20 protein-coding genes are annotated in these 23172 nt (G+C 73.2%); 11 read left to right on the forward strand and 9 right to left on the reverse strand.

Going from position 1 to position 23172, the window contains the following annotated elements:
* Position 1: 1 nt before the first annotated feature.
* The 4 genes from IF83_RS0126455 to hemL form a co-directional block, all read right to left on the reverse strand.
* A complete protein-coding gene (locus IF83_RS0126455) occupies positions 2 to 781 on the reverse strand; it encodes a cytochrome c biogenesis CcdA family protein (RefSeq protein ID WP_030548360.1) in 780 nt (259 codons plus the stop codon).
* A gap of 4 nt (positions 782 to 785) precedes the next feature.
* Complete coding sequence (locus IF83_RS0126460) at positions 786 to 1403, reverse strand: TlpA family protein disulfide reductase (RefSeq protein ID WP_030548362.1); 618 nt, start codon at positions 1401 to 1403, stop codon at positions 786 to 788.
* A 124-nt stretch (positions 1404 to 1527) separates the two neighbouring features.
* On the reverse strand, positions 1528 to 2172 hold the full coding sequence (locus IF83_RS0126465) for a histidine phosphatase family protein (RefSeq protein WP_030548364.1): 645 nt from the start codon (positions 2170 to 2172) through the stop codon (positions 1528 to 1530).
* Positions 2173 to 2351: 179 nt separating this feature from the next.
* The gene (hemL, locus tag IF83_RS0126470; protein ID WP_030548365.1) at positions 2352 to 3671 is read right to left on the reverse strand and encodes a glutamate-1-semialdehyde 2,1-aminomutase; all 1320 of its coding nucleotides are present in this window, start codon (positions 3669 to 3671) and stop codon (positions 2352 to 2354) included.
* Positions 3672 to 3944: 273 nt separating this feature from the next.
* Between hemL and IF83_RS0126475 the strand changes: the two genes are divergently transcribed.
* The 4 genes from IF83_RS0126475 to IF83_RS0126490 all read left to right on the forward strand — a co-directional run bounded on the left by IF83_RS0126475 (position 3945) and on the right by IF83_RS0126490 (position 6265).
* Positions 3945 to 4526, forward strand: coding sequence for a hypothetical protein (locus tag IF83_RS0126475; RefSeq protein ID WP_078843899.1), 582 nt, complete (start codon positions 3945 to 3947; stop codon positions 4524 to 4526).
* Between the two features lie 89 nt (positions 4527 to 4615).
* Positions 4616 to 5512, forward strand: coding sequence for a phosphorothioated DNA-binding restriction endonuclease (locus IF83_RS0126480; RefSeq protein ID WP_030548367.1), 897 nt, complete (start codon positions 4616 to 4618; stop codon positions 5510 to 5512).
* An 85-nt stretch (positions 5513 to 5597) separates the two neighbouring features.
* Positions 5598 to 5876 (forward strand): hypothetical protein, encoded by a 279-nt coding sequence (locus IF83_RS0126485; RefSeq protein ID WP_030548369.1) that lies wholly within the window; start codon positions 5598 to 5600, stop codon positions 5874 to 5876.
* A complete protein-coding gene (locus tag IF83_RS0126490; RefSeq protein ID WP_030548371.1) occupies positions 5873 to 6265 on the forward strand; it encodes a type II toxin-antitoxin system VapC family toxin in 393 nt (130 codons plus the stop codon). Before IF83_RS0126485 ends, IF83_RS0126490 begins: the two co-directional genes overlap by 4 nt.
* A gap of 102 nt (positions 6266 to 6367) precedes the next feature.
* Here the strand turns inward: IF83_RS0126490 and IF83_RS0126495 are convergent, their stop codons facing one another.
* On the reverse strand, positions 6368 to 6934 hold the full coding sequence (locus IF83_RS0126495) for a TetR/AcrR family transcriptional regulator (protein ID WP_030548372.1): 567 nt from the start codon (positions 6932 to 6934) through the stop codon (positions 6368 to 6370).
* A gap of 247 nt (positions 6935 to 7181) precedes the next feature.
* Between IF83_RS0126495 and IF83_RS30705 the strand changes: the two genes are divergently transcribed.
* Positions 7182 to 8822 carry an FAD-dependent oxidoreductase gene (locus IF83_RS30705; RefSeq protein ID WP_078843900.1) on the forward strand — a complete coding sequence of 547 codons (1641 nt, stop codon included), beginning with the start codon at positions 7182 to 7184 and terminating at the stop codon, positions 8820 to 8822.
* Between the two features lie 318 nt (positions 8823 to 9140).
* Here IF83_RS30705 and IF83_RS0126505 read toward each other — a convergent pair whose 3' ends face one another.
* Entirely contained in the window at positions 9141 to 10367 is a 1227-nt protein-coding gene (locus IF83_RS0126505) for a cation:proton antiporter (RefSeq protein WP_030548375.1), read from the reverse strand.
* Positions 10368 to 10371: 4 nt separating this feature from the next.
* Positions 10372 to 10857 carry a cation:proton antiporter regulatory subunit gene (locus IF83_RS0126510; RefSeq protein WP_107046888.1) on the reverse strand — a complete coding sequence of 162 codons (486 nt, stop codon included), beginning with the start codon at positions 10855 to 10857 and terminating at the stop codon, positions 10372 to 10374.
* Positions 10858 to 11166: 309 nt separating this feature from the next.
* On the opposite strand from IF83_RS0126510, the gene IF83_RS0126515 reads away from it, so the two are divergent.
* A complete protein-coding gene (locus IF83_RS0126515; protein ID WP_030548379.1) occupies positions 11167 to 11922 on the forward strand; it encodes an SDR family NAD(P)-dependent oxidoreductase in 756 nt (251 codons plus the stop codon).
* A 45-nt stretch (positions 11923 to 11967) separates the two neighbouring features.
* Here the strand turns inward: IF83_RS0126515 and IF83_RS0126520 are convergent, their stop codons facing one another.
* The gene (locus tag IF83_RS0126520) at positions 11968 to 13161 is read right to left on the reverse strand and encodes an RtcB family protein (protein WP_030548381.1); all 1194 of its coding nucleotides are present in this window, start codon (positions 13159 to 13161) and stop codon (positions 11968 to 11970) included.
* 205 nt (positions 13162 to 13366) lie between these two features.
* On the opposite strand from IF83_RS0126520, the gene IF83_RS0126525 reads away from it, so the two are divergent.
* The 3 genes from IF83_RS0126525 (at position 13367) to IF83_RS0126535 (ending at position 16764) form a co-directional block, all read left to right on the forward strand.
* Positions 13367 to 14311 (forward strand): hypothetical protein, encoded by a 945-nt coding sequence (locus IF83_RS0126525; RefSeq protein WP_030548383.1) that lies wholly within the window; start codon positions 13367 to 13369, stop codon positions 14309 to 14311.
* Positions 14312 to 14398: 87 nt separating this feature from the next.
* A complete protein-coding gene (locus IF83_RS0126530) occupies positions 14399 to 15082 on the forward strand; it encodes a DUF3558 domain-containing protein (protein ID WP_030548385.1) in 684 nt (227 codons plus the stop codon).
* A gap of 200 nt (positions 15083 to 15282) precedes the next feature.
* The gene (locus tag IF83_RS0126535) at positions 15283 to 16764 is read left to right on the forward strand and encodes a DUF2637 domain-containing protein (protein ID WP_244177215.1); all 1482 of its coding nucleotides are present in this window, start codon (positions 15283 to 15285) and stop codon (positions 16762 to 16764) included.
* A 225-nt stretch (positions 16765 to 16989) separates the two neighbouring features.
* Here the strand turns inward: IF83_RS0126535 and lysS are convergent, their stop codons facing one another.
* Entirely contained in the window at positions 16990 to 18780 is a 1791-nt protein-coding gene (lysS, locus tag IF83_RS0126540; protein ID WP_030548388.1) for a lysine--tRNA ligase, read from the reverse strand.
* A gap of 273 nt (positions 18781 to 19053) precedes the next feature.
* Here lysS and argS point away from each other — a divergent pair, with 273 nt between their 5' ends.
* Positions 19054 to 20844, forward strand: coding sequence for an arginine--tRNA ligase (gene argS / locus IF83_RS0126545; protein WP_030548390.1), 1791 nt, complete (start codon positions 19054 to 19056; stop codon positions 20842 to 20844).
* Between the two features lie 407 nt (positions 20845 to 21251).
* Positions 21252 to 22391: a pyridoxal-phosphate-dependent aminotransferase family protein gene (locus tag IF83_RS0126550; protein WP_030548392.1), complete on the forward strand. Its 1140-nt coding sequence runs from the start codon at positions 21252 to 21254 to the stop codon at positions 22389 to 22391.
* Positions 22392 to 23172 lie beyond the last annotated feature (781 nt).

The following is a 23172-nucleotide window of genomic DNA, read 5'->3' on the forward strand; positions in this document are numbered from 1 at the left end:
TTCAGATTCCCGGAGTGAAGGTGGAGGACCAGACCTGGAGGCCGCCGATCAGCCGGTCCCAGACGCCCGTGACGAGCAGCAGGCCGACGAGGACCAGCATCAGGCCGCCCGCCCGCATCACCCACACATAGTGCCGCTTGACCCAGGAGAAGGCGCCGAGCGCCCGCCGGAACGCGACCGCGGCCAGCAGGAACGGCACCCCCAGCCCCAGGCAGTAGGCGACGGTGAGCAGGGCGCCGCGGGCGGCGCTGGCCTCGTTGAAGGCGAGGGTGTTGACGGCGGCGAGGGTCGGGCCGATGCACGGCGTCCAGCCGATGCCGAAGAGCACGCCCAGCAGCGGCGCCCCGGCCAGGCCCATGGCGGGTCTGCGGTGGAAGCGGAACTCGCGCTGGGTGAAGCCGCCGATCACGCCCATGAAGGCGAGGCCCAGCACGATGGTGAGGGCGCCGAGGACCTTGGTGATCGTCTCCCGGTGCTCCTCCAGCGTGAAGCCGAAGTTGCCGAAGAGGGCGCCGTAGGAGACGAAGACGGCCGTGAAGCCGAGGATGAACAGCGAGGCACCGGCCGCCATCCGCCCCTTGCGGGCGTCGGCCAGATCGCTGCCGCTGACGCCGGTGACGTAGCTGAGGTAGCCGGGCACCAGCGGCAGCACGCAGGGGGAGAAGAAGGAGACCAGTCCGGCGAGCACGGCGATCGGCAGGGCGAGCAGCAGCGCCCCGCTGAGGACGGTCTCGTTGAACGTCTCCGCGGCGAACGCCTCCGCGGTGTGGAGCGTCGTCACGGAATCACTTCTCCGCGATCAGGGGTTCGATCATCTCGCGCAGCTCGTCCTCGCCCAGCGGCTTGAGGGCGCGGGCGGCGATCTTCCCGTCCCGGTCGATGACGAGGGTGGAAGGGATGGCTTTGGGGTTGAGGCTGCCCTTGGGGAAGCGGAGCATGAGCTTGCCGACCGGGTCGTAGAGACTCGGATACGGCACCTCGAACTCCTCCTCGAACTTTCTCGCCGGGGTGAGGTTCGGGTCGCGCGTGTTGATGCCGAGGAACCGCACGCCCTGGTCCTTCGTGTCGTTCGCGACCTTCACCAGATGCGGCATCTCGGCCCGGCACGGGGCGCACCAGGAGCCCCAGACGTTGACGACCACGACCTCGCCCTTGTGGTCGGCGAGCGCCGCCCGCCCGCCGTCCACCGTCTCACCGGACAGATCGGGCGCCTGTTGCCGGTCGCCCTTCGCCGCGCGGTCGATGCCGCCCTCCCCCGCCACGAAGCCGGTGTTGCCCGAGCCCCCGGCCGTCTCTCCGCCCCCGCAGGCCGTCAGCAGCAGTGTTCCGGCCGCGGCGGCGGCTGCGAGGACGGCGGTGCGGCGGTGCGGCATGCGGGCGCGGGGGGCGTGGCGGGCACTCATGTGAAAAGTTTCGCATGACCGATTCGCCGATCTTCCACGCCCCCCTGCGGGCCTCCCGCGGGCCCCGGACACCGCCCGCGGCCGGGGCCCGAGGGGGCCACCCGGGCCCGGACCGAGCCCCGCCTCAGGCGCCGAAGCCCTTGGCTCCCTTGACCGGTTTGGCACCCGCGAGCAGATGCGCCGGGACGAGGTCGCGGGCCGGCTCGGTGTACCCGACCGACACGATCCGGTCACCCTGGAAGGTAAAGGTGGTCAGGCTCGCCAGGGTGCACTGCCGCTTGCGCGGGTCGTGCCAGAGCCGCCGCTTCTCGACGAAGCTGCGCACCGTCCAGATCGGCAGCTGGTGGCTGACGGCCAGCGCCTCGTGCCCGCGCGCGGCGTCCCGCGCCGCGTGGAGCGCCGCCATCATCCGGACGACCTGCTCGACGTACGGCTCGCCCCAGGACGGCTTGAACGGGTTGGTCAGATGGCGCCAGTTGGCGGGCCGGCGCAGCGCGCCGTCCCCGACACCGAAGGTCTTGCCCTCGAAGACGTTGGCCGCCTCGATCAGCCGCTCGTCGGTGGCGACGGTCAGCGAGTGGGCCGCGGCGACGGGGCCGGCCGTCTCCTGGGCCCGCTCCAGCGGGGAGGCGACGACGTGGGTGAGGTCGCGGCCCGCGAGGTGCTCGGCCACGCGCTCGGCCATCCTCCGGCCGAGGTCGGAGAGGTGGTAGCCGGACCGGCGCCCGTAGAGCACCCCGTCCGGGTTGTGCACCTCGCCGTGGCGCATCAGGTGGACGACGGTGATCTCGTCACCACCGGCCGGGCCGCCGCTGCCCGCGCCACCGGTGCCGTTGCCCCCGGTGCCGTTGCTGCCGCCGTTGCCGCCGCTGCTGTTGCCGGCCGTCATACCGTTCCGCTCCCCTTCCGCGTTCCCGTCCCCGTCGCGCCCGCCGCCCGGACCCACCATCACGCGCCCGCCTCCGGGACCGCCGCCGCGGCGGCCCGGGCGGCGGCCGGCAGCGCGGCCGCGATGCGCTCGACCGCGGCAGCGTCGTGCGCCGTGGAGACGAACCACGACTCGAAGGCCGACGGCGGGAGGTACACGCCGTGCGCCAGCATCGCGTGGAAGAAGGCGGTGAACCGGTGGACGGCCTGCGTCTTCGCCGTCGCGTAGTCCGTCACGTCCTCCTCGGTGAAGAAGACGGAGAACATGCTGCCCGCGGTCTGCAGCCGGTGCGCCACGCCCTCCTTGGCCAGCGCCTCGGTGACCAGCCCCCGCACCTCGGCGGAGACCGCGTCGAGCGTCTCGTACGCGGCGTCGTCCAGCAGCCGCAGCTGCGCGACTCCGGCGGCGGTGGCGACCGGGTTACCGGAGAGGGTGCCCGCCTGGTAGACCGGGCCGGCCGGGGCGAGCGCCGCCATGACGTCGGCCCGGCCGCCGAAGGCCGCCGCCGGGAAGCCGCCGCCCATGACCTTGCCGAAGGTCATCAGGTCCGGCCGCACCCCGTCGAGGCCGTACCAGCCGGCCTTCGAGACGCGGAAGCCGGTCATGACCTCGTCGGAGATGTACAGCGCGCCGTTCTCCCGGCAGAGGTCCGCCAGCCCCTGGTTGAAGCCGGGCCCCGGCGGGACGACGCCCATGTTGCCGGGGGACGCCTCGGTGATCACACAGGCGATCTGCCCCGGGTTGGCGGCGAACGCGGCCCGCACGGCCTCCAGGTCGTTGTACGGCAGCACGATGGTGTCGCCCGCCTGCGCGCCCGTCACCCCGGGGGTGTCCGGCAGCCCGAAGGTGGCCACCCCGGAGCCGGCCGAGGCCAGCAGGGCGTCCACGTGCCCGTGGTAGCAGCCGGCGAACTTGACGACCTTCGCGCGGCCGGTGAAGCCGCGGGCCAGCCGGATCGCCGACATGGTCGCCTCGGTCCCGGAGGACACCAGCCGCACCCGCTCCACGGGCGCCACCCGGGCCACGATCTCCTCGGCGAGCTCGACCTCGCCCGCACCGGGCGTGCCGAAGGACGTACCGCGCGCGACCGCCGCCCGTACCGCGTCCAGGACCTCCGGGTGCGCGTGGCCCAGGATCATCGGACCCCAGGAGCACACCAGATCGACGTATTCGCGGCCGTCGGCGTCGGTGAGGTACGGACCCGTACCGGACACCATGAACCGGGGCGTACCGCCCACGGCGCCGAAGGCGCGGACCGGGGAATTCACCCCACCGGGTGTCACGGCGGCCGCACGGTCGAAGAGCGCCTGCGAGACCGGAGCTTCATACGGAAAAGACACTTTGATCCTGACCTGCGGGTACGTAGGTGGGGGCGGCGGCGGCCGCGCCCGGCTGACACATGCGCGCGACTTTCCTCCGACACTGAGACGAGACCTTCAGCCGTCCGTACGTCTGCGAGACTGGGGCATGCAGGAGTAAGTCACACAAGCCATGGTCTCAGAGGCCCGCAGGATCGTGTGCGGCCGGGCGTTTCGGCCGCCGGTCCCTGGGGATGTCTCTGAGACGATGATCGGGTTGCGCGGCCGTGAGCCGCGATTTATCGGGTGGAGACTATGCATCGCGGTGGCGGACTGGGCGAGGGGACCGACGATCTGGACCCCGAGCGCGCCCGCGCCTCCCGTGCGGCCCGCCGGGGGAGGGGCCGGCACCGGGGCGAGCGCGATCCCGAGCAGGCGAGGGGAAGCAGGAGTGGCCGCGTGGGGGTGACCTACAAGTACTTCGGGGCGCCCGACGGAGCGACCGCCGCCCGCGTCCCGGTCTCCATGCGCCCGGAGGAACTCGGCGGTGACGAGCTCGGCATGGGCGGCATGTTCACCAAGATCAAGCCGGAGACGATGGCCGCGATGGTCCTCACCGGCATCGAGGGCGTCCCGCTGCACAAGGTCCCCCCGCTGGAACTCGTCGTCCTCCACCCCGACTACGCCGTCGTCAAGCTCCCCGTGACGGCCGTCGACCCGCTGCGCGGTGTCGGCGAGGAGGCGGTGGGCGCGGCGGCCTTCATCTGGTCCACCGTCCCCGACCGCGGCGGCCCGCGCGACGCCTTCACCGTCTACCAGCTGCTCCACGAGTGGCAGGACTTCTCCGAGCGCCTCCACCACGCGGGCCACCAGCCGTACTGCCTGGTCTGGCCCTGAGCCGGGGACCCCGGGGGTTAGCGGAGTCGGGTGGGCCCCGCCTCCCGCCCGCCCCGCGCACCGGGGAAGGCCCTCTACGATCTGCCGCCATGGACTGGCTGGAGCGGGTCGCGAAGCTGAGGCAGTGGACCAAGGGCGGAACGCGCGCTCCGCACAAGCCGCTGCTGCTCCTGTACGCCCTCGGCCGGTTCCAGGAGGACGCCGACGGGGGTCTGCGATACACCGCGGTGGAGCAGGACCTGCAGCGCCTGCTGACCGAATACGGCCCACCGAACAAGACGACACCCGCCTACCCGTTCCACCACCTGACCAGCGACGGCATATGGGAAGTCCGCACCGATCGCGGGCCGGGCAGCCCCGGCAGCGGGGTGCGGGACCTCCGCGAGACGGGCGCCACCGGGCGGCTCGCGCCGGACCTGAGAGCGGCGCTGCGGCACGACCCGGACCTGCTCGGCAGGATCACGCGACTGCTGCTCGACCTGCACTTCCCGCCCTCCCTGCACGGAGAACTGTGCGAAGCCGTCGGCCTGGAACCGGAGCCGGCGGGGGAGGCCGGACGGCTCTCGGCGGTACGCGGGCGGCGGGACCGGCGGATGCGGGAACTGGTGCTGACCGCCTACGAGTACCGGTGCGCCTTCTGCGGATACGACGGCAGGATCGGCGCGGTACCGGTGGGGCTGGAGGCCGCTCACGTGCGCTGGTGGGCGTTCGGCGGACCCGACGTCGTCGAAAACGGGCTGTGCTTGTGCGCGCTGCACCACAAGCTCTTCGACAAGGGCGTCCTCGGCGTGGGAGACGACCAGCGCATCCTGGTCTCCCAGCGCTTCGCCGGCCACAGCCCCGCCGCCCGCGAGCACGTCACAGCTCTCGCGGGCCGCCCGCTCACCGGCCCGCAGCCCGGCACGCGCCCTGTCGCCGCGGCCCACCGCGACTGGCACGCCCGGCAGGTGTTCCTCGGCGAACCACGCCCCGCCACGGCCGCCTGACCGCGGCGGCCGGCCCCTGGCGGGCTCCAGCCGCGGCGCAGCGGGACACCCTGCCGAATAACAAGAGTTTTGTTAAAGTGCCTCCATGGTCACCGCCCCCGAGCCCGCTCCCGGAGAGGGCCCTGTCCGCCCGGTCTCCGTCTCCCTCCACGAAGGCACCATCGCCGCTCTCAGGGCACGCACCGGCAAACGCGGCATGTCCGCCTACGTCGAAGCACTCATCCAGCGCCAGCTCGAACGCGACCGGCTCCGCGAGCTCATCGAGGACGCGGAGACCGAGCACGGGCCAGTGGATCAGGCAGCGGTCGAGGCCAAGCGGGCGCTCCTGCGCGGCGACGCGGCCGGCTCGGCGGACGCCGCGTGAGCGGCACCCTCATCCTGGACTGCGAAGGACTGTCCGCACTCGTACGCCGCACGCCCGAACTCACCGAGTGGCTGGCCGCGGCTGAAGCGGAGGACATCCGCGTCGTCACCAGCTCCGTCACCCTCGCCGAAGCCCGCGACCCCCGGACCAACCAGGCCCGCTTCGACTACGCCGTCTCCCGCGTCAACATCATTCCGTCCAGCGAAGCCATCGCCCGCCACGCGAGCAAGCTGCTCGCCGCAGCAGGGCTGCACGGCCACAAGTACGCCCTGGACGCGATCGTCGCCGCCACCGCCCTCACCTCACCCGCCCCGGTGACCGTCCTGACGTCGGACCCCGAAGACCTCGTCATGCTGTGCGGCCGCGGCGTCCGCGTGGCCAAGGTGTGAACGACGGAACCAGCGCGGACCGCACGCACCCTCTCCACCCGCCTCCGCCCCGACCGGGATCCCGGCCACGCAGGGTCCCGCCCGACCGCGACCGCCCCCGGTTCACGGCCGCGCCGCCGTCAGATAGCGCTGCACCGTCGGCGCGAGCCAGGCCACGACCTCCTCGCGGGGCATCTCCGCCACCGGCGGCAGCCGCAGCACGTAGCGGGCCAGCGCCATGCCGAGCATCTGGGAGGCCGTGAGTCCGGCGCGCACCGCGGCCTGGGCGGGGTCGGGGCAGACGGCGGCGGCCACCGGGCCGAGTTGCTCCCGGAAGATCGCGCGGGTCCGCTCGGCGCCCGCCTCGTTGGTGGCGCCGACGCGCAGGGTCGCCGTCATCACCTCGTCCTCCTCCCACCGGTCCAGGAAGTGGGTGACGAGCACGGTGCCGATCTCCTCGCACGGTACGGCCCCGAGGTCCGGGAGCCGCAGGTCGATGACGGACGCCGCGGCGAACAGCCCCTCCTTGTTGCCGTAGTAGCGCATCACCATCGACGGGTCGATGCCCGCGTCCCGGGCGATGGCGCGGATGGTGGCGCGTTCGTACCCGTCGGCGGCGAAGCGCTCGCGGGCCGCGGCGAGGATCGCGTCGCGGGTGGCCTGGGAGCGGCGGGCGGGTGCGGGATCCATAGCGGTCAGCCTAGGCCCGTGCGGGTGGGTCAACAGCTGTGGGCCGGCGGTCTCGCGCCGGCGTCCGCGCACCCGGCTACGCGCCAACCTCCTGGCTCCCAGCGGTTGTTGACTGCCTCGGGGCCCCGCACCTACGCTTGCCAACGAGCGTTGGCCAACAAGTGTTGGCACCGTAGTGCTGACATCACCGGCGGGCGCGGTCCCTCGGATCACCGCCGTACGACCGCGCCGTTCCCAGGAGGCGGACATGCGCACCCCCAGCACCACCTCGGACGTCCTCGTCGTCGGCGCCGGGCCCACCGGGCTGCTGCTGGCCGGTGATCTGGCCGCCGCCGGGCTCACCGTCACCGTCCTGGAGAAACGCCCCCCGGGCACCTCCAACCTGACCCGCGCCTTCGCCGTGCACGCTCGCACCCTGGAGCAGCTCGACGCCCGCGGCCTCGCGGACGAACTCGTCGCGGGCGGCACGCCCCTGCGTCGCGTCCAGCTCTTCGGCGACCTCGCTCTCGACTTCGGCGAACTCCCGAGCCGCTTCCCGTTCCTGCTGGTCACACCCCAGTACGAGGTGGAGCGGCTGCTGGAGCACCGCGCCGCGGAGCACGGGGTCCGCTTCCGGTACGGCTCCGAGGTGACCGGGGTGCGGCAGGACCCGGACGGCGCCGAGGCGACCGCCGCCGAGGGGGACGGCACGGCGACCCACCGTGCCCGCTACCTCGTCGGCACCGACGGCCACCGCAGCACCGTCCGCCGCGCTCTCGGACTGCCCTTCCCCGGCGGCTCCGTGATCCGCTCCCTCGTCCTGGCCGACGTACAGCTGGACCGCGGGCCGGCGGACCTGCTCGCGCTCCGGGGCGACGGCGAGGGCTTCGCGCTCGTCGTCCCGTTCGGCGACGGCTGGTACCGCGTGGGCGGCTGGAACCGGCGCCACCAGGTCCCCGACCACGCGCCGGTGGACCTGGCCGAGGTGCGGGACATCCTCCGCCGCGCGCTGGGCGACGACTTCGGGATGCGGGACCCGCGCTGGCTGTCCCGCTTCCACAGCGAGGAACGCCAGGTCCCCGCCTACCGCACCGGCCGGGTGCTGCTGGCGGGCGACGCCGCCCACGTCCACTCCCCCGCCGGCGGCCAGGGCATGAACACCGGCCTGCAGGACGCGGCCAATCTCGGCTGGAAGCTCACCGCCGTCCTCCGCGACGGGGCGCCCGGCACCCTGCTGGACAGCTACCACGAGGAACGGCATCCGGTCGGCCGCATGGTGCTCCGCAGCAGCGGCGCGATCCTGCGCCTGGCGACGGCGCGCGTCCCGTCCGGGCCCGGCCTGCGCCGGCTGGCCGCGCTCATCGCCGGCCGGGCCCGCCCCGTCACCCGGCGCGCGCTCGGCAGCGTCACCGGCATTGGCATCGCCTACGGTGCCGGACGCGGGGCGCACGCCCTGACGGGCAAGCGCGCCCCGGACCTCCGGCTCGCCGTACCCGCCCGCCCGGCCCCGGACAGGGCCGCGGCGGACGGTGCGACGGGCAGCCCGGGGGACGGCGCGACGGGTGCCCCGGCCCCCGGCGCCGCCGTCTCCGGGGGCGCCGCTGCGGCGGAGGCCGCTGCGGGCACGGCCGCCCCCGCCCGGCTCTACGAAGCCCTGCGCGGGGGCGTGTTCGTCCTCGTCACCCCGGCCGCCGGGGCGGAACGGGCAGATCTGCGCGATGCCCTGACCGGCTACGAGAGCCGGGTCCGGACCGTGCACTGGGCGGGCGGCCGGCGCACCTCCCTGCTCGTCCGCCCCGACGGTTACGTCGCTTGGGCCTCGGACGCCCCGTCCCCGCCCCCGTCCGCGCTGCGTGCGGTCCTCCACCGCTGGGCCGGACCGCCGTCCCCGCCGCGGCCAGGCGCCTGACCGGCTGGTCGATCCGGGCCCCGGCCCGCCCCCGTGACCGTGCACAGGGGCGGCGCAGAGGCGGAGGCAGGGCCCGCGGCCACAACCGCGACCGGGCAGGGACCCGAGCCGGAGCAGGGCCGCAGCCGTGACCGGACAGCGATCGGTAGGGAGCGGAAACCGGAGCCGACCGAGCCGCAGTGAGGCCGGACCGGAGCCGCGACAGAACCGGAGCAGGGCCGGAGCCGGACCCGGGCCCGACCGGGGCAGGCACCCCGGGCCGGAAGCACCGCCGGCCCGAAGCGCCCCCGGGGCGCGCCACTGTCCCGGCGCCCCGGGTCAGGGCTTGCTGCCCGCCGCGGCCGAGGCGTCCGTACCGGCGCCGCCGTCCGCGGCCGCCGCCGGGGGCTTCCCGCCGCCGCGCAGCCGCATGGCGACCGGCTCGGCGTAACGGGCCGTCAGCGGGCCGATGATGACGAGCAGCAGCACATACGCCGTGGCCAGGGCGCCCAGCTGCGGCTCGACACCGGCGGCGATCGCGAGCCCCGCGATGACGATGGAGAACTCGCCGCGGGCCACCAGCGCGCCCCCGGCCCGCCAGCGGCCCTTCTCGCCGATCTTCGCCCGCCTCGCCGCCCAGTACCCCGTGGCGATCTTGGTTCCGGCGGTGAGAACCGCCAGGATCAGCGCCGGGATGATCACCGGCGGAATCGTCTGCGGATCGGTGTGCAGCCCGAAGAAGACGAAGAAGACCGCGGCGAAGAGATCCCGGAGCGGGACCAGCACCGCGTGCGCTCCCTCCGCCACCTCACCGGAGAGCGCGATGCCGACCAGGAACGCGCCGACCGCCGCCGACACCTGCAGGTGCTGGGCGATGCCCGCCACCAGCAGCGTCAGCCCCAGCACCACCAGCAGCAGCTTCTCCGGGTCGTCGCTGGAGACGAAACGCGAGATGACCCGGCCGTAGCGGACCGCGGCGAAGAGCACGAGACCCGCGACACCCAGCGCGATGCCGAGCGTCACACTGCCGGCCGCGATGCTCAGCCCCGACAGCAGCGCCGTGAGCAGCGGCAGATAAACCGCCATCGCCAGGTCCTCCATGACCAGGACGCTGAGGATGACCGGCGTCTCCCGGTTACCGACCCGCCCGAGGTCGCCCAGCACCTTGGCGATGACCCCCGAGGAGGAGATCCAGGTGACGCCCGCCAGCACCACGGCGGCGACCGGACCCCAGCCCATCAGCAGGGCCGCGGCCGCGCCGGGCAGCGCGTTGAGGACGAAGTCGACGATCCCGGCCGGGTACTGCTTGCGGAGATTGCCCACCAGGTCGGCGGCGGTGTACTCCAAACCGAGCATCAGCAGCAGCAGGACGACGCCGATCTCCGACGCCTGGGCGACGAACTCCTCGCTCGCGCCCAGCGGAAGCAGCCCGCCCTGCCCGAAGGCGAGACCGGCGAGGAGGTAGAGCGGGATCGGCGAGAAGCCGTAGCGGCCGGCGAACCGGCCCAGCAGGCCCAGCACGAGGATGAGGCCGCCGAGTTCGATCAGGAATATGGCTCCGTGCATGCGCTCATTCCCGTTCGAGGATCGCGGCGGCGGCGTCCACACCCTCGCGGGTGCCGATGACGATGAGCGTGTCACCCCCGGCCAGGCGGAAGTCGGGGGTCGGCGAGGGGATCGCCTCGGAACGGCGCAGCACGGCGACGATGGAGACGCCCGTCTCGGTGCGGAGGCAGGTGTCGCCCAGCACGCGGCCGTTCCAGTGCGAGGACCCGCCGAGCGGAATGCGCTCGGCGACCAGGCCCAGGTCCGTGGTGTAGAGCAGGCTCGGGCTGTGGTCCTGCGGGGTCAGCACGTCCGCGATGAGGGCCGCCTCCGAGCCGGTGAGGCGCAGCGACAGCGCGCAGGCGTCGGGGTCGTCGGACCGGTAGGCGTTGAAGCTGCGGGTGCCGTCCCGGTTGGCGATCACGGACAGATGGCGCTGCTCGCGCGTGGTCAGGTCGTACTGGACACCAATACCGGGCAGCGGTGTCGTGCTCATGCGTGGTGCCGGCACGGTGGACCCCCTCTTTCCGGCCTCACTGGGCCGATGTCGCTGGACGAGGACGCGGCCGCATCGGCGGGGCCACGCCCACAGAACCCTGCCACACGGCCCCGCGGCGCCCGACGCCGCCGGTCGGCCGCCGGAACCCGGTCCGTCCGGCGATGCCGCACGACCGCACCCTTTCCCAGCCGCCCGCCGGTCCGCGCCGTCGCCGGCCAGGCGTCCCCCGATCGGACCCTCCGCTGATCCTTTTCGCAGCGGCATATCCTGCGTGCGGACGATCGACGATCACAGCCGAGCCCGGCTCGCAACGGAGGCACCATGAGCACGCGTACCGCAGTCGTCACCGGCGCCAGCGGCGGAATCGGCGCGGCGACCACCCGCAAGCTGGCCGAGGCCGGCTACCGGGTGCTGCTCACCGCGCGCCGCGCGGACCGCGTCGAGGCGCTCGCGGCCGACCTGACGGCCGCCGGCCTGGAGGCGGCCGCCCACCCCCTCGACGTCACGGACCGCGCGGCGGTCGACGCCTTCGCCGCCTCCCTGGACCGCTGCGACGTGCTGGTCAACAACGCCGGCGGCGCGCTGGGCCTCGACCCGGTGGCCACCGGCGACCCGGCCGACTGGCGTGCGATGTACGAGGTGAACGTCCTCGGCGTCCTGCACGTCACCCAGGCGCTGCTGCCCGCCCTCACCGCCTCCGGCGACGGCACGGTCGTCGTACTCAGCTCCACCGCGGGGCACGGCACCTACGAGGGCGGCGGCGGCTACGTGGCCGCCAAGCACGGCGCCCACGCCCTGGCGGAGACCCTCCGGCTGGAGCTGTGCGGCGAGCCGGTCCGGGTGATCGAGGTGGCCCCCGGCATGGTGCGGACCGACGAGTTCGCGCTGACCCGCTTCCGCGGGGACGAGGAGCGGGCGGCGGCCGTCTACGCGGGTGTGGCGGAGCCGCTGACCGCTGAGGACGTGGCCGACACCGTGGCGTGGGCGGTCACCCGCCCCTCGCACGTCAACATCGACCTGCTCATCGTCCGGCCGCGCGCGCAGGCCTCCAACACCAAGGTGCACCGGGAGAGTTGAGAGGCGGGAGCCCGGGCCCGGACGCACGGGTCCGGGCCCCGGGCCTCATCCCTTCACGCAGATGACCTGCTTGAGCTTGGCCACGACCTCCACCAGATCGCGCTGCTGGTCGATGACCTGCTCGATCGGCTTGTACGCGGCCGGGATCTCGTCCACGACCCCGGAGTCCTTGCGGCACTCCACGCCCCGGGTCTGCTCCTCCAGATCCCGGGCCGTGTACCGCCGCTTGGCGGCGTTGCGGCTCATCCGCCGGCCCGCGCCGTGGGAGGCGGAGTTGAAGGACGCCTCGTTGCCGAGCCCGCGCACGATGTACGAACCGGTGCCCATCGAGCCCGGGATGATGCCGTGGTCGCCACCGCCCGCGCGGATCGCTCCCTTCCGGGTGACCAGCAGGTCCATGCCGTCGTACCGCTCCTCGGCCACGTAGTTATGGTGGCATGAGATGACCGGCTCGAAGACGGGCCGCGCCTTCTTGAACTCCTTGCGCACCACGTCCTGGAAGATCCCCATCATGATCGCGCGGTTGTGCTGGGCGTACTCCTGCGCCCAGAACAGGTCGTTGCGGTACGCCGCCATCTGCGGGGTGTCCGCGACGAAGACGGCGAGGTCCCGGTCGACGAGGCCCTGGTTGTGCGGCAGCCCCCGCGCGACGCCGATGTGGTGCTCGGCCAGCTCCTTGCCGATGTTGCGCGAGCCGGAGTGCAGCATCAGCCAGACGGTGCCGGACTCGTCCAGGCAGAACTCGATGAAGTGGTTGCCCGAACCGAGCGAACCCATCTGCCTGGCCGCCCGGTCCCGGCGGAACCGCACCGCCTCGGCCACCCCGTCGAAGCGGGACCAGAAGTCGTCCCAGCCCGCCGTCGGGAAGCCGTGCAGCCGCCCCGGGTCGACGGGGTCGTCGTGCATGCCCCGCCCCACCGGTATCGCCTGCTCGATCTTCGACCGCAGCCGGGAGAGATCGCCGGGCAGATCGTTGGCGGTCAGCGAGGTCTTCACCGCCGACATCCCGCAGCCGATGTCCACCCCGACCGCGGCCGGGCAGACGGCGCCGCGCATCGCGATCACCGAGCCGACCGTCGCGCCCTTGCCGTAGTGCACGTCGGGCATCACCGCGAGGCCCTTGATCCAGGGCAGCGTGGCGACGTTCTCCAGCTGGCGCATCGCGCCGTCCTCCACCGTCGCCGGGTCGGCCCACATGCGGATCGGCACCCGCGCGCCGGGCAGCTCGGTGTATCCCACGACGTCCTCGATTCCCCCGCCGGCCGGGCTCTCCCCCGTAACCGGAACTGATGTCTCCCGCTGATCGAAAGCACACGGCACAAATCCCTGCATCCCCCCGGATAACCGGCATCGGCCCGGCGGAGGCGGCGGCGCGTGCGGTACACATTGTCTCCATCGGCCGCCGACCGGCGGCAACCACTTTTCCCGAAGGGAGCCGGGCACCGTGCAGCGATGGGCGTACGGAACGAGCGCCGTGGCAGCCGTGCTGCTGGTGGGGCTGACGGGCTGCACCGGCTCCTCCGGTGACGACGGCGGGGCCGGCTCCGAGCAGGGCGGCCCCTCCGCCACCTCCTCCGCCGAGCCCGGCAAGTACCGCACCCTCCCCGAGGCCTGCGGCGCCGTCGGGCGCGGCACCCTGCGCGCCCTCCTCCCCGGCATCGACGGCCTGGACAGCGCGAAGCGCGAGAAGGCGTACGACGGCCAGCCGGCGCTCACCTACGACACCGACCGCCGCACCGGCTGCCGCTGGACCACCGGACTGCCCGACGGCACCCGCAACCTGGTCATCGACTTCGAACGGGTCGTCTCCTACGACCCGGCCCTCAGCGACGACGACCGCGCGCAGCAGCTGTACGACAAGAAGGCCGCCGCTGCCGGCATTCCCGCTCCCGTCGACGAGAAGCCGGACGACGGCAAGCCCTCCGCCGCCGCCTCCGAGTCCGAGGCCGGGAAGGCCGACCCGGCGCGGACCACGGGCGCGGCGGGGGACGAGCGGGACGAAGGGGACAAGGGGGCCGAGGACGGGAAGGGCAAGGGGGGCGGGGGAGCCACCGGGGACAAGAGCGGCGACAACGGCACCAATGGAACAGACGGGAAAAAGGGCGAGAAGGGCTCCGAATCGCCCGATCCCTCCGCGTCCGCCGACCCCGCCACCGCCCCCCGCGCCCTCGACGGACTGGGTGATGTCGCTTACATCGACGACCACCTCGGCACCGCCGATTCCGGCGCCCACCGCGACATCACGATCGTCTTCCGGGCCTCGAACGTCCTGGTGACCATCACGTACGACCAGTGGTCCACGCACCGTTCGGACATTCCGGGGAGCAAGGAGCTCCAAGCCAAGGCGCAGCGCCTGGCGCGTGAGCTGTCGGACACCTTCGACGCATGACCGCCACCCACCCCGCCGTCCTCCCTTACGGTGGTGCGGCGTACGGGTGGCACCACCGCCCCTGGATGACAGATGAGCGAAGGAACCATGCACAGACAAGCCACGCGACTCCTCGCCGCCGCAGCCGTCATACCCATGATGTTCGTCGCCGGCTGCTCCTCGGACTCCGGTGACAAGGCCGACGACAAGCCGTCCACGCCGTCGGCGGAGACGAGCGCCTCGCCGACCGTGGCCCCCGCGAAGTACGCCGAACTCCCCAAGGCGTGCAAGGCCGTCGGCAAGGACACCGTCGAGGACCTCGTCCCCAAGGCCGACAGCAAGTCCGGCACGGCCGGGAAGTCGAGCGACATCAACGCGCGCAGCACCTGCTCCTGGTACGGCCTCGACGGTTTCCAGTACCGCTGGCTGGACATCTCCCTGCAGCGCTTCGAGTCCGACCCGACACTGGGCAGCGCCGAGTCGCGCGCCCAGCAGTACTTCACCAAGCAGGTCGGCGACGCCAAGTCCGTCAAGGGCGGCAAGGATGTGAAGAACGCGACACCGGCCGGCATCGGCGACCAGGCGGCCACCGTGCGCTACGACATCACCAAGGACGGCGACGGCTTCAAGAACCAGACTGTCGTCACCCGCACCGAGAACGTCGTCATCACGCTGAACTACAACGGCGCCGGCTACGAGGACGCCAAGCCCCCGAAGGCCGACGAGCTGCTCAAGGACGCCGAGAAGGCCGCCAAGGAGGCGGTCGAGGCCGTCGCCGACGCCAATAAGTGAGGGCCCTGTGAGAGCTGGGCACCTCCCCGCTGCGATTCCGCTGAGATTCCGCTGAGATTCCGCTGAGATTCCGCGCGTAACCGGGGGATACCGCCCGGGAGCCCGGGCCCGCGACGGGTCCGGGCTCCTCGCACTCGCACACATGTGCCAGGCTGTGCCCGCCAGTTCTCGAAGCCGGAAGGGGAGCGCGGGTGGCCGCCATGCAGCTGACACGCACACACCGCATATTGATCGGGGTGGTGGTCGCCGGTGCCGTGCTGATCGCGGCGATCGGCTTCGCCGGTTCGTACGCGGCGGTCCGCGACCTCGCCGAGCAGAAGGGCTTCGGCGCCTTCTCCACCGTCTTCCCCATCGGAATCGACGCGGGGATCGTCGTCCTCCTCGCCCTGGACCTGCTGCTGACCTGGATCCGCATCCCGTTCCCGCTGCTGCGGCAGACCGCCTGGCTCCTCACCGCCGCCACCATCGCCTTCAACGGCGCCGCGGCCTGGCCCGACCCGCTCGGCGTCGGCATGCACGCCGTCATCCCCGTCCTCTTCGTCGTCTCCGTCGAGGCCGCCCGGCACGCCATCGGCCGCATCGCCGACATCACCGCCGACAAGCACATGGAGGGCGTACGCCTCTCCCGCTGGCTGCTGGCCTTCCCCTCCACCTTCCGGCTCTGGCGCCGGATGAAGCTGTGGGAGCTGCGCTCCTACGAGGAGGTCATCCGCCTCGAACAGGACCGCCTCGTCTACCAGGCCCGCCTGCGCGCCCGCTACGGCCGCGCCTGGCGCCGCAAGGCGCCCGTCGAGTCGATGATGCCGCTCCGGCTGGCCCGCTACGGGGTCCCGCTCGCCGAGACCGCGCCCGACGGGCTCGCCGCCGCCGGCATCGACCCGGCCGGGCCGGCCGGCCCCGCCGCGGTACGGCCCTCCCCGCGCCGGCCCGAACTCACCGCCGGGGAGCACCCGTCCGGGGCCGTTTCCGGGGCCGCCTCACCCGGCCCGTCCGCGAGCGGTCGAGCCGGGCAGGCTGCACAGTCCGGGCAGCCCGGGCAGGCGCCCGGCGGCGACCGCCCGGCGGATCACGCCCCGGCCGGGGAATCCGTACGGGAGGCCGCACAGCCCGCCGGATACGGCCCCGCCGACCACACCGCCGCCGGCCCCGAGTACACCGGAGCAGGCGAATACACCGGGACCTCCGAGTACGCCGGAACCCCCGAGTACACCGGAACCCCCGAGTACACCGCCGCCCCCGGCGGCGCCCCGGCCGCGGAGTACGCTGCCGCCCCCGGCCCGGACCCCGCCCCCGCCTCCCCCGCCGAGCCGGTCTCGCCCCGCGTCACCGTGCCCGTCGCCCCCGGCCGTGAACGCCCGCTGGGCAGCCCCCAGCCCTACGTGCCGGCGCAGAGCGGGCCGTTCCGGGCCGAGCCCGACCTCGCCGCGGAGGAGGAGGCGGCCACCGCCCCCGGCCTGCCCGACGACATGTCCCGCGAGGAGGCGTACTTCAGCGCGTTCCGCCGGTACGTCGCCGAGCGCGGCGACTTCCCCAACGCCCGCCAATTCGGCCTCTACCTGATGGACCTCTACGGCATTCGCGGCCGCACCGGCGGCCCGCTCAGCGAGAGCTCGCTCCGCGGCTACCTCCGCGAGTTCCGCCACCGCTACACGGCGGAGATGGACACCGAACACATCGCCTGACGGCCCTGCCAGGTGCCGCCGGACGTCGTCAAACCCCCGACACCGCCCGGTCCCGCCACGCACCGCCCGGACCTACCCGGCCCCGCCGGGGGACCCGAGCCGGCTCCCCGCCAGCCCCGCACGCGCCGGAACGCCGGCGGCGCGGTGCCACGGCCCGAAGCCGTACCACCACGCCGCCGCCGTGCCGCGCGCTGCCGCCCGCCGTCCGGGGGTCCCGGTCCCGGCTCAGACCGCCAGCAGCCTCCGCACCCGGTCCGCGCCGACCGCCAGCAGCAGCGTCGGCAGCCGCGGCCCCGTGTCACGGCCGACCAGCAGCCGGTACAGCAGCGCGAAGAACGACCGCTGCGCCGCCTTCAGCTCCGGCGTCGGCTTCGCGTCCGCCGGGAAGCCCGCCTGGAGCTTCGGCACCCCGTACACCAGCGTCGTCAGCCCGTCGAGCGACCAGTGCTCGTCCAGCCCCTCCAGCAGCAGCCGCAGCGACTCGCGCTCCGTCTCCCCGAGCGAGCCCAGCAGCTCCGTGTCCGGCTCCTCCCGGACCCGGGTGCGCTGCTCGACCGGCACCTGCGTGCTGATCCAGTTCTCGGCGCGGTCCAGCCGGGGCCGGGCCTCGTCCAGGGAACCGATCGGGTTCTCCGGGTCCAGGTCGCGCAGGATCCGCAGGGTCTGCTCGGCGTGCCCGGTGGTGATGTCCACCACCGAGGCGAGCGTCCGGTACGGCAGCGGGCGCGGCGTGCGCGGGAGTTCACCGGCGGCCGTGCGGGTGGCCCGGCGGTACGCGGCGGCGTCCGCCGGCTGCGCCGAGCCGTCGGCGATCTTCCGCTCCAGGGCGTCCCACTCGTCGTAGAGCCGCTGGATCTCCTGGTCGAACGCGATCTTGAAGGACTGGTTCGGCTTCCGCCGCGCGTACAGCCAGCGCAGCAGCGGCGCCTCCATGATCTGCAGGGCGTCCTCGGGCGTCGGCACACCGCCCTTCGAACTCGACATCTTGGCCATACCGCTGATGCCGACGAAGGCGTACATCGGCCCGATCGGCTGCTCGCCGCCGAAGACCTCCTTCACCAGCTGCCCGCCGACGACGTACGACGAGCCGGGCGAGGAGTGGTCCACCCCGGACGGCTCGAACACCACGCCCTCGTAGGCCCAGCGCATCGGCCAGTCGACCTTCCACACCAGCTTGCCGCGGTTGTGCTCGGAGAGCCGCACCGTCTCCGCGTGCCCGCAGCGGCAGACGTAGGCCAGGTCGGTCGTCTCGTCGTCGTATCCGGTGACGGTCGTGAAGTCCGTCCCGCAGACCGAGCAGTACGGCTTGTACGGGAAGTAGCCCGCGCCGGCACCCGAGCCGTCGTCCTCGCCCGCCGCGCCCGACCCCTCGGCGGCGGCCTCCGCCGCGGCGGCCTCGGCCTCGTCGAGCTTCTTGCCCTTCTGCTGCCGGGCCTGGGTCTCCTGCGCCTTGGCCTTGGCGGCCTTCTCCGTGCCCGCCTTCTCCCCGCCCGCCTTCTCCTTGGTGCGGTAGCGGTCGAGGACGGCGTCGATCCGCTCGCGCTCGCGCATCGCGAAGAGGATCTGGTCGCGGTACGCGCCAGAGGTGTACTGCAGCGTCTGGCTGATCGGGTGCACCTCGATGCCGAGCTGCTCCATCGCCGCCACCATCGGCGCCTTGAAGTGCTCGGCCCAGTTGGCGTATTCGCTGCCGGGCGGCGCGGGCACGCTCGTCAGCGGCTTGCCGATGTGCTCCGCCCAGGACGGGTCGATACCGGCCGGCACCTTGCGGAAGCGGTCGTAGTCGTCCCAGGACAGGATGTGGACGCAGTCGTATCCGCGCCGCTTGATCTCGTCGGCGACGAGGTGCGGCGTCATCACCTCGCGCAGATTGCCCAGGTGGATCGGGCCGGAGGGGCTCAGACCCGAGGCGCAGACGATCGGTTTGCCGGGGGCACGGCGCTCCGCCTCGGCGATGACCTCGTCCGCGAAACGGGAGACCCAGTCGGTCTCAGTGCTCTGAGCCACGATCGGCACGTCCTCTTCTTTCTCCGCTTATCCGTTGCCCGGAAGCCTGACGGTGAGCCTGACGGTGCCATTCTCCCAGACCCGTTAATGCCCCGGGCGCCACGGGAGCGCCGTGGGATACTGACGGCGAACACCGCCGGCCCGCTCGGCACCGCGGCCCGGCAGCGCCGGGCAGCAACGGGCGGCACCGGACGGCGCAGACCGCCCAGCGGCCGGCACGGCCGCCCCGCACCGCACCACCGCGAACCCGCACCCCACCGCGAAAGAAGGCGCTAGCTCCTCATGGCCCCGGTCCCTTCCCTTTCCGCAACCGTCCACCAGCGTCTCGCCGAGGCCCTCTCCGCCGCCCTGCCGGAGGCCGGGGCCGCCGACCCGCTGCTGCGACGGAGCGACCGGGCGGATTTCCAGGCCAACGGCATGCTGGCGCTGGCCAAGAAGCTCAAGGGCAACCCCCGCGAGCTGGCGGGCCAGGTGGTGGACCGCATCCCCACCGCGGACGACGCCGACCCCGACCCGGTCATCCGGGCCATCGAGGTCTCCGGCCCCGGCTTCCTCAACATCACCGTCGCCGACTCGGCCATCACCTCCACGCTCGCCCTGCGCGCGGCGGACGACCGGCTCGGCGTGCCGTACGCGGAGCGCCCCGGCACCACGGTCATCGACTACTCGCAGCCCAACGTCGCCAAGGAGATGCACGTCGGCCACCTCCGCTCCACGGTGATCGGTGACGCCGTCGTGCAGATCCTGGAGCACCGGGGTGAGACGGTGGTCCGGCGGCACCACATCGGCGACTGGGGCACCCAGTTCGGCATGCTCATCCAGTACCTGATCGAGCATCCGCACGAGCTGGACCACGCCTCCGACGCCGCGGACGCGACCGCCGAGGGCGAGGCGGCGATGTCCCGGCTCAACCGGCTCTACAAGGCGTCCCGCGCGCTGTTCGACTCCGACGAGGAGTTCAAGGACCGGGCCCGCCGCCGGGTGGTCGACCTCCAGGCGGGGGACGAGGAGACCCGTGCCCTCTGGCACAAGATCGTCGACGAGTCGAAGATCTACTTCCGCGGCGTCTACACCAAGCTCGACGTGGAGATCCGCGACGAGGACGTCGTCGGCGAGAGCGCCTACAACGACGATCTGCACGCGGTCTGCGAGGAACTGGAGTCCTCGGGGGTCGCCGTGCGCTCCGAGGGCGCGCTCTGCGTCTTCTTCGACGACGTGAAGGGCCCGGACGGCAAGCCGGTGCCGCTGATCGTCCAGAAGTCCAACGGCGGCTTCGGCTACGCCGCCACCGACCTCGCCGCCATCCGCGACCGCGTCGGCAGCCTCAAGGCCGACACCCTGCTGTACGTCGTGGACGCCCGCCAGGCGCTGCACTTCAAGATGGTGTTCGAGACGGCCCGCCGCGCCGGCTGGCTGCCGGAGGGCGCCGCACGGCAGCTCCCCTTCGGCACGGTCCTAGGCAAGGACGGCAAGCCGTTCAAGACCCGTGAGGGCGAGACCGTACGGCTGGTCGACCTGCTGGACGAGGCGGTGGACCGGGCCGCGGCCGTGGTCGCCGAGAAGGCCCCGGACCTGACGGCGGAGGAGGTCTCCGAGCGCGCCGCGCAGGTGGGCATCGGCGCCGTGAAGTACGCGGACCTCTCCACCTCGCTGACCCGCGACTACGTCTTCGACCTGGACCGGATGGTGTCCCTGAACGGCGACACCAGCGTCTACCTCCAGTACGCCTACGCCCGGATCCAGTCCATCCTCCGCAAGGCCGGCGGCACGGCCGTACCCAAGGCCCGCCCCGAACTGCCGCTCTCCCCGGCCGAGCGGGCCCTGGGGCTGCACCTGGACGAGTTCGCCGAGACGCTGGCGTCGGTCGCCGAGACGTACGAGCCGCACAAGCTGGCCGCGTACCTCTACCAGCTGGCCTCCGCGTTCACGACGTTCTACGACCAGTGCCCGGTGCTGAAGCCGGACAACGCCCCGGAGCTGGTGGAGAACCGCCTCTTCTTCTGCGAACTCACCGCCCGCACCCTGCGGCAGGGCATGGCGCTGCTCGGCATCCGCACCCCCGAGCGGCTCTGACGGAGGGCCGCCGGGCCGCCCGGCGGCAGGATTCCGACGGGCCCCCACCCACCGGCGACGGACCGGCGGGCGGGGGCCCACGGCGTTTCCACCGTCCCGGAGCGGGAGGGCACCGCTCCATGCCGCTCCGGACACCCCTTGCCCGCTTGCGGCCCGCTTGCCGCCTGTTTGCCGTACGGGTCCGCGCGCGGAGGCCCGTCTCCGTAGCCGCCCCACCGTCACCGCCGCGGCGGCGCCCGCTCCCCGCCCGGGCGTCCGTACGCGGCCCGAAGCGGATCACGGCTCGAAGTGGATCACAGCGGTACGCTCGCCCCGACAACCGATACCGCACCACCCCGCGCGCCTCCCGCCCCCGCCCCGCCCCCGCACCCCGCCAGCCCTCCGAACGAAACGAGTGAGCGAGCCCCATGCCCCACCCCCTCCTCGACCTCGCACCGCTCTCCGCCGAGCACTTCGCCGCCATCGAACGGCAGGTCGCCTCCGTGATGGGGACCGACGCCGACGTGATCGTCATGCAGGGGGAGGCGCTGCTGCCGCTGGAGGGCTGCATCCGCAGCGCGGCCCGCCCCGGCTCCACCGCGCTCAACGTCATCACCGGCCCGTACGGCCAGACGTTCGGTGGCTGGCTGCGGGACAGCGGCGCCACGGTCGTCGACATCGAAGTCCCGTACGACACTTCCGTCTCCGCCGAGACGGTCCGGCGGGCGCTGCAGGAGCACCCGGAAACCGAACTCGTCTCCCTGGTGCACGCGGAGGCCGCGACCGGCAACACCAACGCCGTCGCGCCGATCGGCGCGGTGGTCCGCGAACACGGTGCGCTGCTGATGCTGGACGCGGTGGCCTCCGTCGCGGCCGAGCCGCTGCACACCGACGCATGGGGTGTCGATCTGTGCGTGATCGGCGCGCAGAAGGCCATGGGCGGCCCGGCGGGCGTCTCGGCCGTGTCGGTGAGCGAGCGGGCCTGGGGAAGAATTCACGCGAACCCGGGTGCGCCGCGCCGTTCGTACCTCTCCCTCCTGGACTGGAAGGAGCGGTGGATCAACCCCGGCCGCATCGCCCTGCCGCACGCACCGGCGCAGTTGGAGATGCTCGCCCTGGAGGCGTGCGTCCGGCGCATCGAGGAGACGGGCGGGCTCGACGCGTCCATCGCCCGCCACCGCGCCACGGCCGCGGCCATGCGCGCCGGTGTCGAGGCCCTGACCGACCAGGGCAGCGAGGGTCTGCGACCGTACGTGACCGATTCCCGGGATGCCGCCCCGGTCGCCACCACCCTGCGGGCCCCGGACTCCCTCGACGCCCGTGAACTCGTGGCCGCCGCATTGGCCGTCGCCCCGTCCAGCTCGCCCGCCCCACCGCTGGCCGCGGGCGGCGGTGCCCTGGGCGGCGAGATGATCCGGGTCAACCACTACGGCCCCGACGCCACTCCGGGCACCGTCGTCCGCGTCCTCTCCGCCCTGGCGGAGGCCCTGAACGCGGCGGGCGTCCGGGCCGACCTGGACGCCGCCTCGACGGCGGCGGAAGCGGTCTGGTCAGGACCGGAGGAGTAGACCCCCGCCTCGGCCGACCCCCGCGGCCATCCGGCCGGCCCCGGTCGTACGCGCCCTGCGTAAGTGGCCGGTGAGTGGTTTCTCCGTATCCGTTCGCGGGCCCGGCCCGCAGGGCTCGAACCGGTTTACCGGGATACGGCTCGGATGACGCTGACCGGGCGAATGTCACTGGGCCTGTCCCGGCGTGCGGCCCCCGTCAACGGTCCCGCACCGCGGCTCTGCGGTGGATGTGACTCCGGGCGCGGAAACCGGCCGTAGGAGAACCTGAACCGGTGTGGCCGCCTGCGTGAATGTGCTCGGTCTGTTCATGGCCGGGAAGTTGCCGGTGGAGCCTTCAAAACCGAAGTCAGCAGAGCTGATTCCGCAGAGCTGATTCTGCAGAGCTGATCGCGGAGACGGCAGCAGAGAGTCCGCACGCCGTTGGCGGACTGCCGGGTGGGCGGCGCGGTGGTGGTGGCGGGTGCGTCGCGGTCCGGCGGGTGTCGCTGCGGCTGGGGTTACGGCATCCGTGCCGAGGGCGGGCCCGTGGTCGGTCGTCTATCCGGGGCCTTATGCCGCCGGGGTCGGTTCGAGGTGTGTGGCGCCGGGGCCCTGTGGATCGGATTAGGGCGAAGGGCTTTCCCGGTGGCCGGTCTGTCGCGGTCGGCGGGTCGGTCACGGGTGAGCACTCAGTACCGGTGGGCGGTTTCGGGGCGCACGCGTCGGTGTTGTCCGGCCTTCGGGCCGTCGTGGCGGGCTACCGCCGGCAGCGGTGCCCAGAGGTGGCGCCAGGGGGTGTGCG

This window comes from Streptomyces albus subsp. albus (genome assembly GCF_000719865.1).
In the GTDB taxonomy this organism is placed as follows: domain Bacteria; phylum Actinomycetota; class Actinomycetes; order Streptomycetales; family Streptomycetaceae; genus Streptomyces; species Streptomyces albus_E.

Coding starts and splice junctions, on each gene's coding strand:
- IF83_RS0126460 (WP_030548362.1), bottom strand. CDS start 1,403: ATGAGTGCCCGCCACGCCCCCCGCGCCCGCATGCCGCACCGCCGCACC.
- IF83_RS0126465 (WP_030548364.1), bottom strand. CDS start 2,172: ATGCGCCACGGCGAGGTGCACAACCCGGACGGGGTGCTCTACGGGCGC.
- IF83_RS0126475 (WP_078843899.1), top strand. CDS start 3,945: ATGCATCGCGGTGGCGGACTGGGCGAGGGGACCGACGATCTGGACCCC.
- IF83_RS0126480 (WP_030548367.1), top strand. CDS start 4,616: ATGGACTGGCTGGAGCGGGTCGCGAAGCTGAGGCAGTGGACCAAGGGC.
- IF83_RS0126485 (WP_030548369.1), top strand. CDS start 5,598: ATGGTCACCGCCCCCGAGCCCGCTCCCGGAGAGGGCCCTGTCCGCCCG.
- IF83_RS0126495 (WP_030548372.1), bottom strand. CDS start 6,934: ATGGATCCCGCACCCGCCCGCCGCTCCCAGGCCACCCGCGACGCGATC.
- IF83_RS30705 (WP_078843900.1), top strand. CDS start 7,182: ATGCGCACCCCCAGCACCACCTCGGACGTCCTCGTCGTCGGCGCCGGG.
- IF83_RS0126505 (WP_030548375.1), bottom strand. CDS start 10,367: ATGCACGGAGCCATATTCCTGATCGAACTCGGCGGCCTCATCCTCGTG.
- IF83_RS0126515 (WP_030548379.1), top strand. CDS start 11,167: ATGAGCACGCGTACCGCAGTCGTCACCGGCGCCAGCGGCGGAATCGGC.
- IF83_RS0126530 (WP_030548385.1), top strand. CDS start 14,399: ATGCACAGACAAGCCACGCGACTCCTCGCCGCCGCAGCCGTCATACCC.
- IF83_RS0126535 (WP_244177215.1), top strand. CDS start 15,283: ATGCAGCTGACACGCACACACCGCATATTGATCGGGGTGGTGGTCGCC.
- argS (WP_030548390.1), top strand. CDS start 19,054: ATGGCCCCGGTCCCTTCCCTTTCCGCAACCGTCCACCAGCGTCTCGCC.
- IF83_RS0126550 (WP_030548392.1), top strand. CDS start 21,252: ATGCCCCACCCCCTCCTCGACCTCGCACCGCTCTCCGCCGAGCACTTC.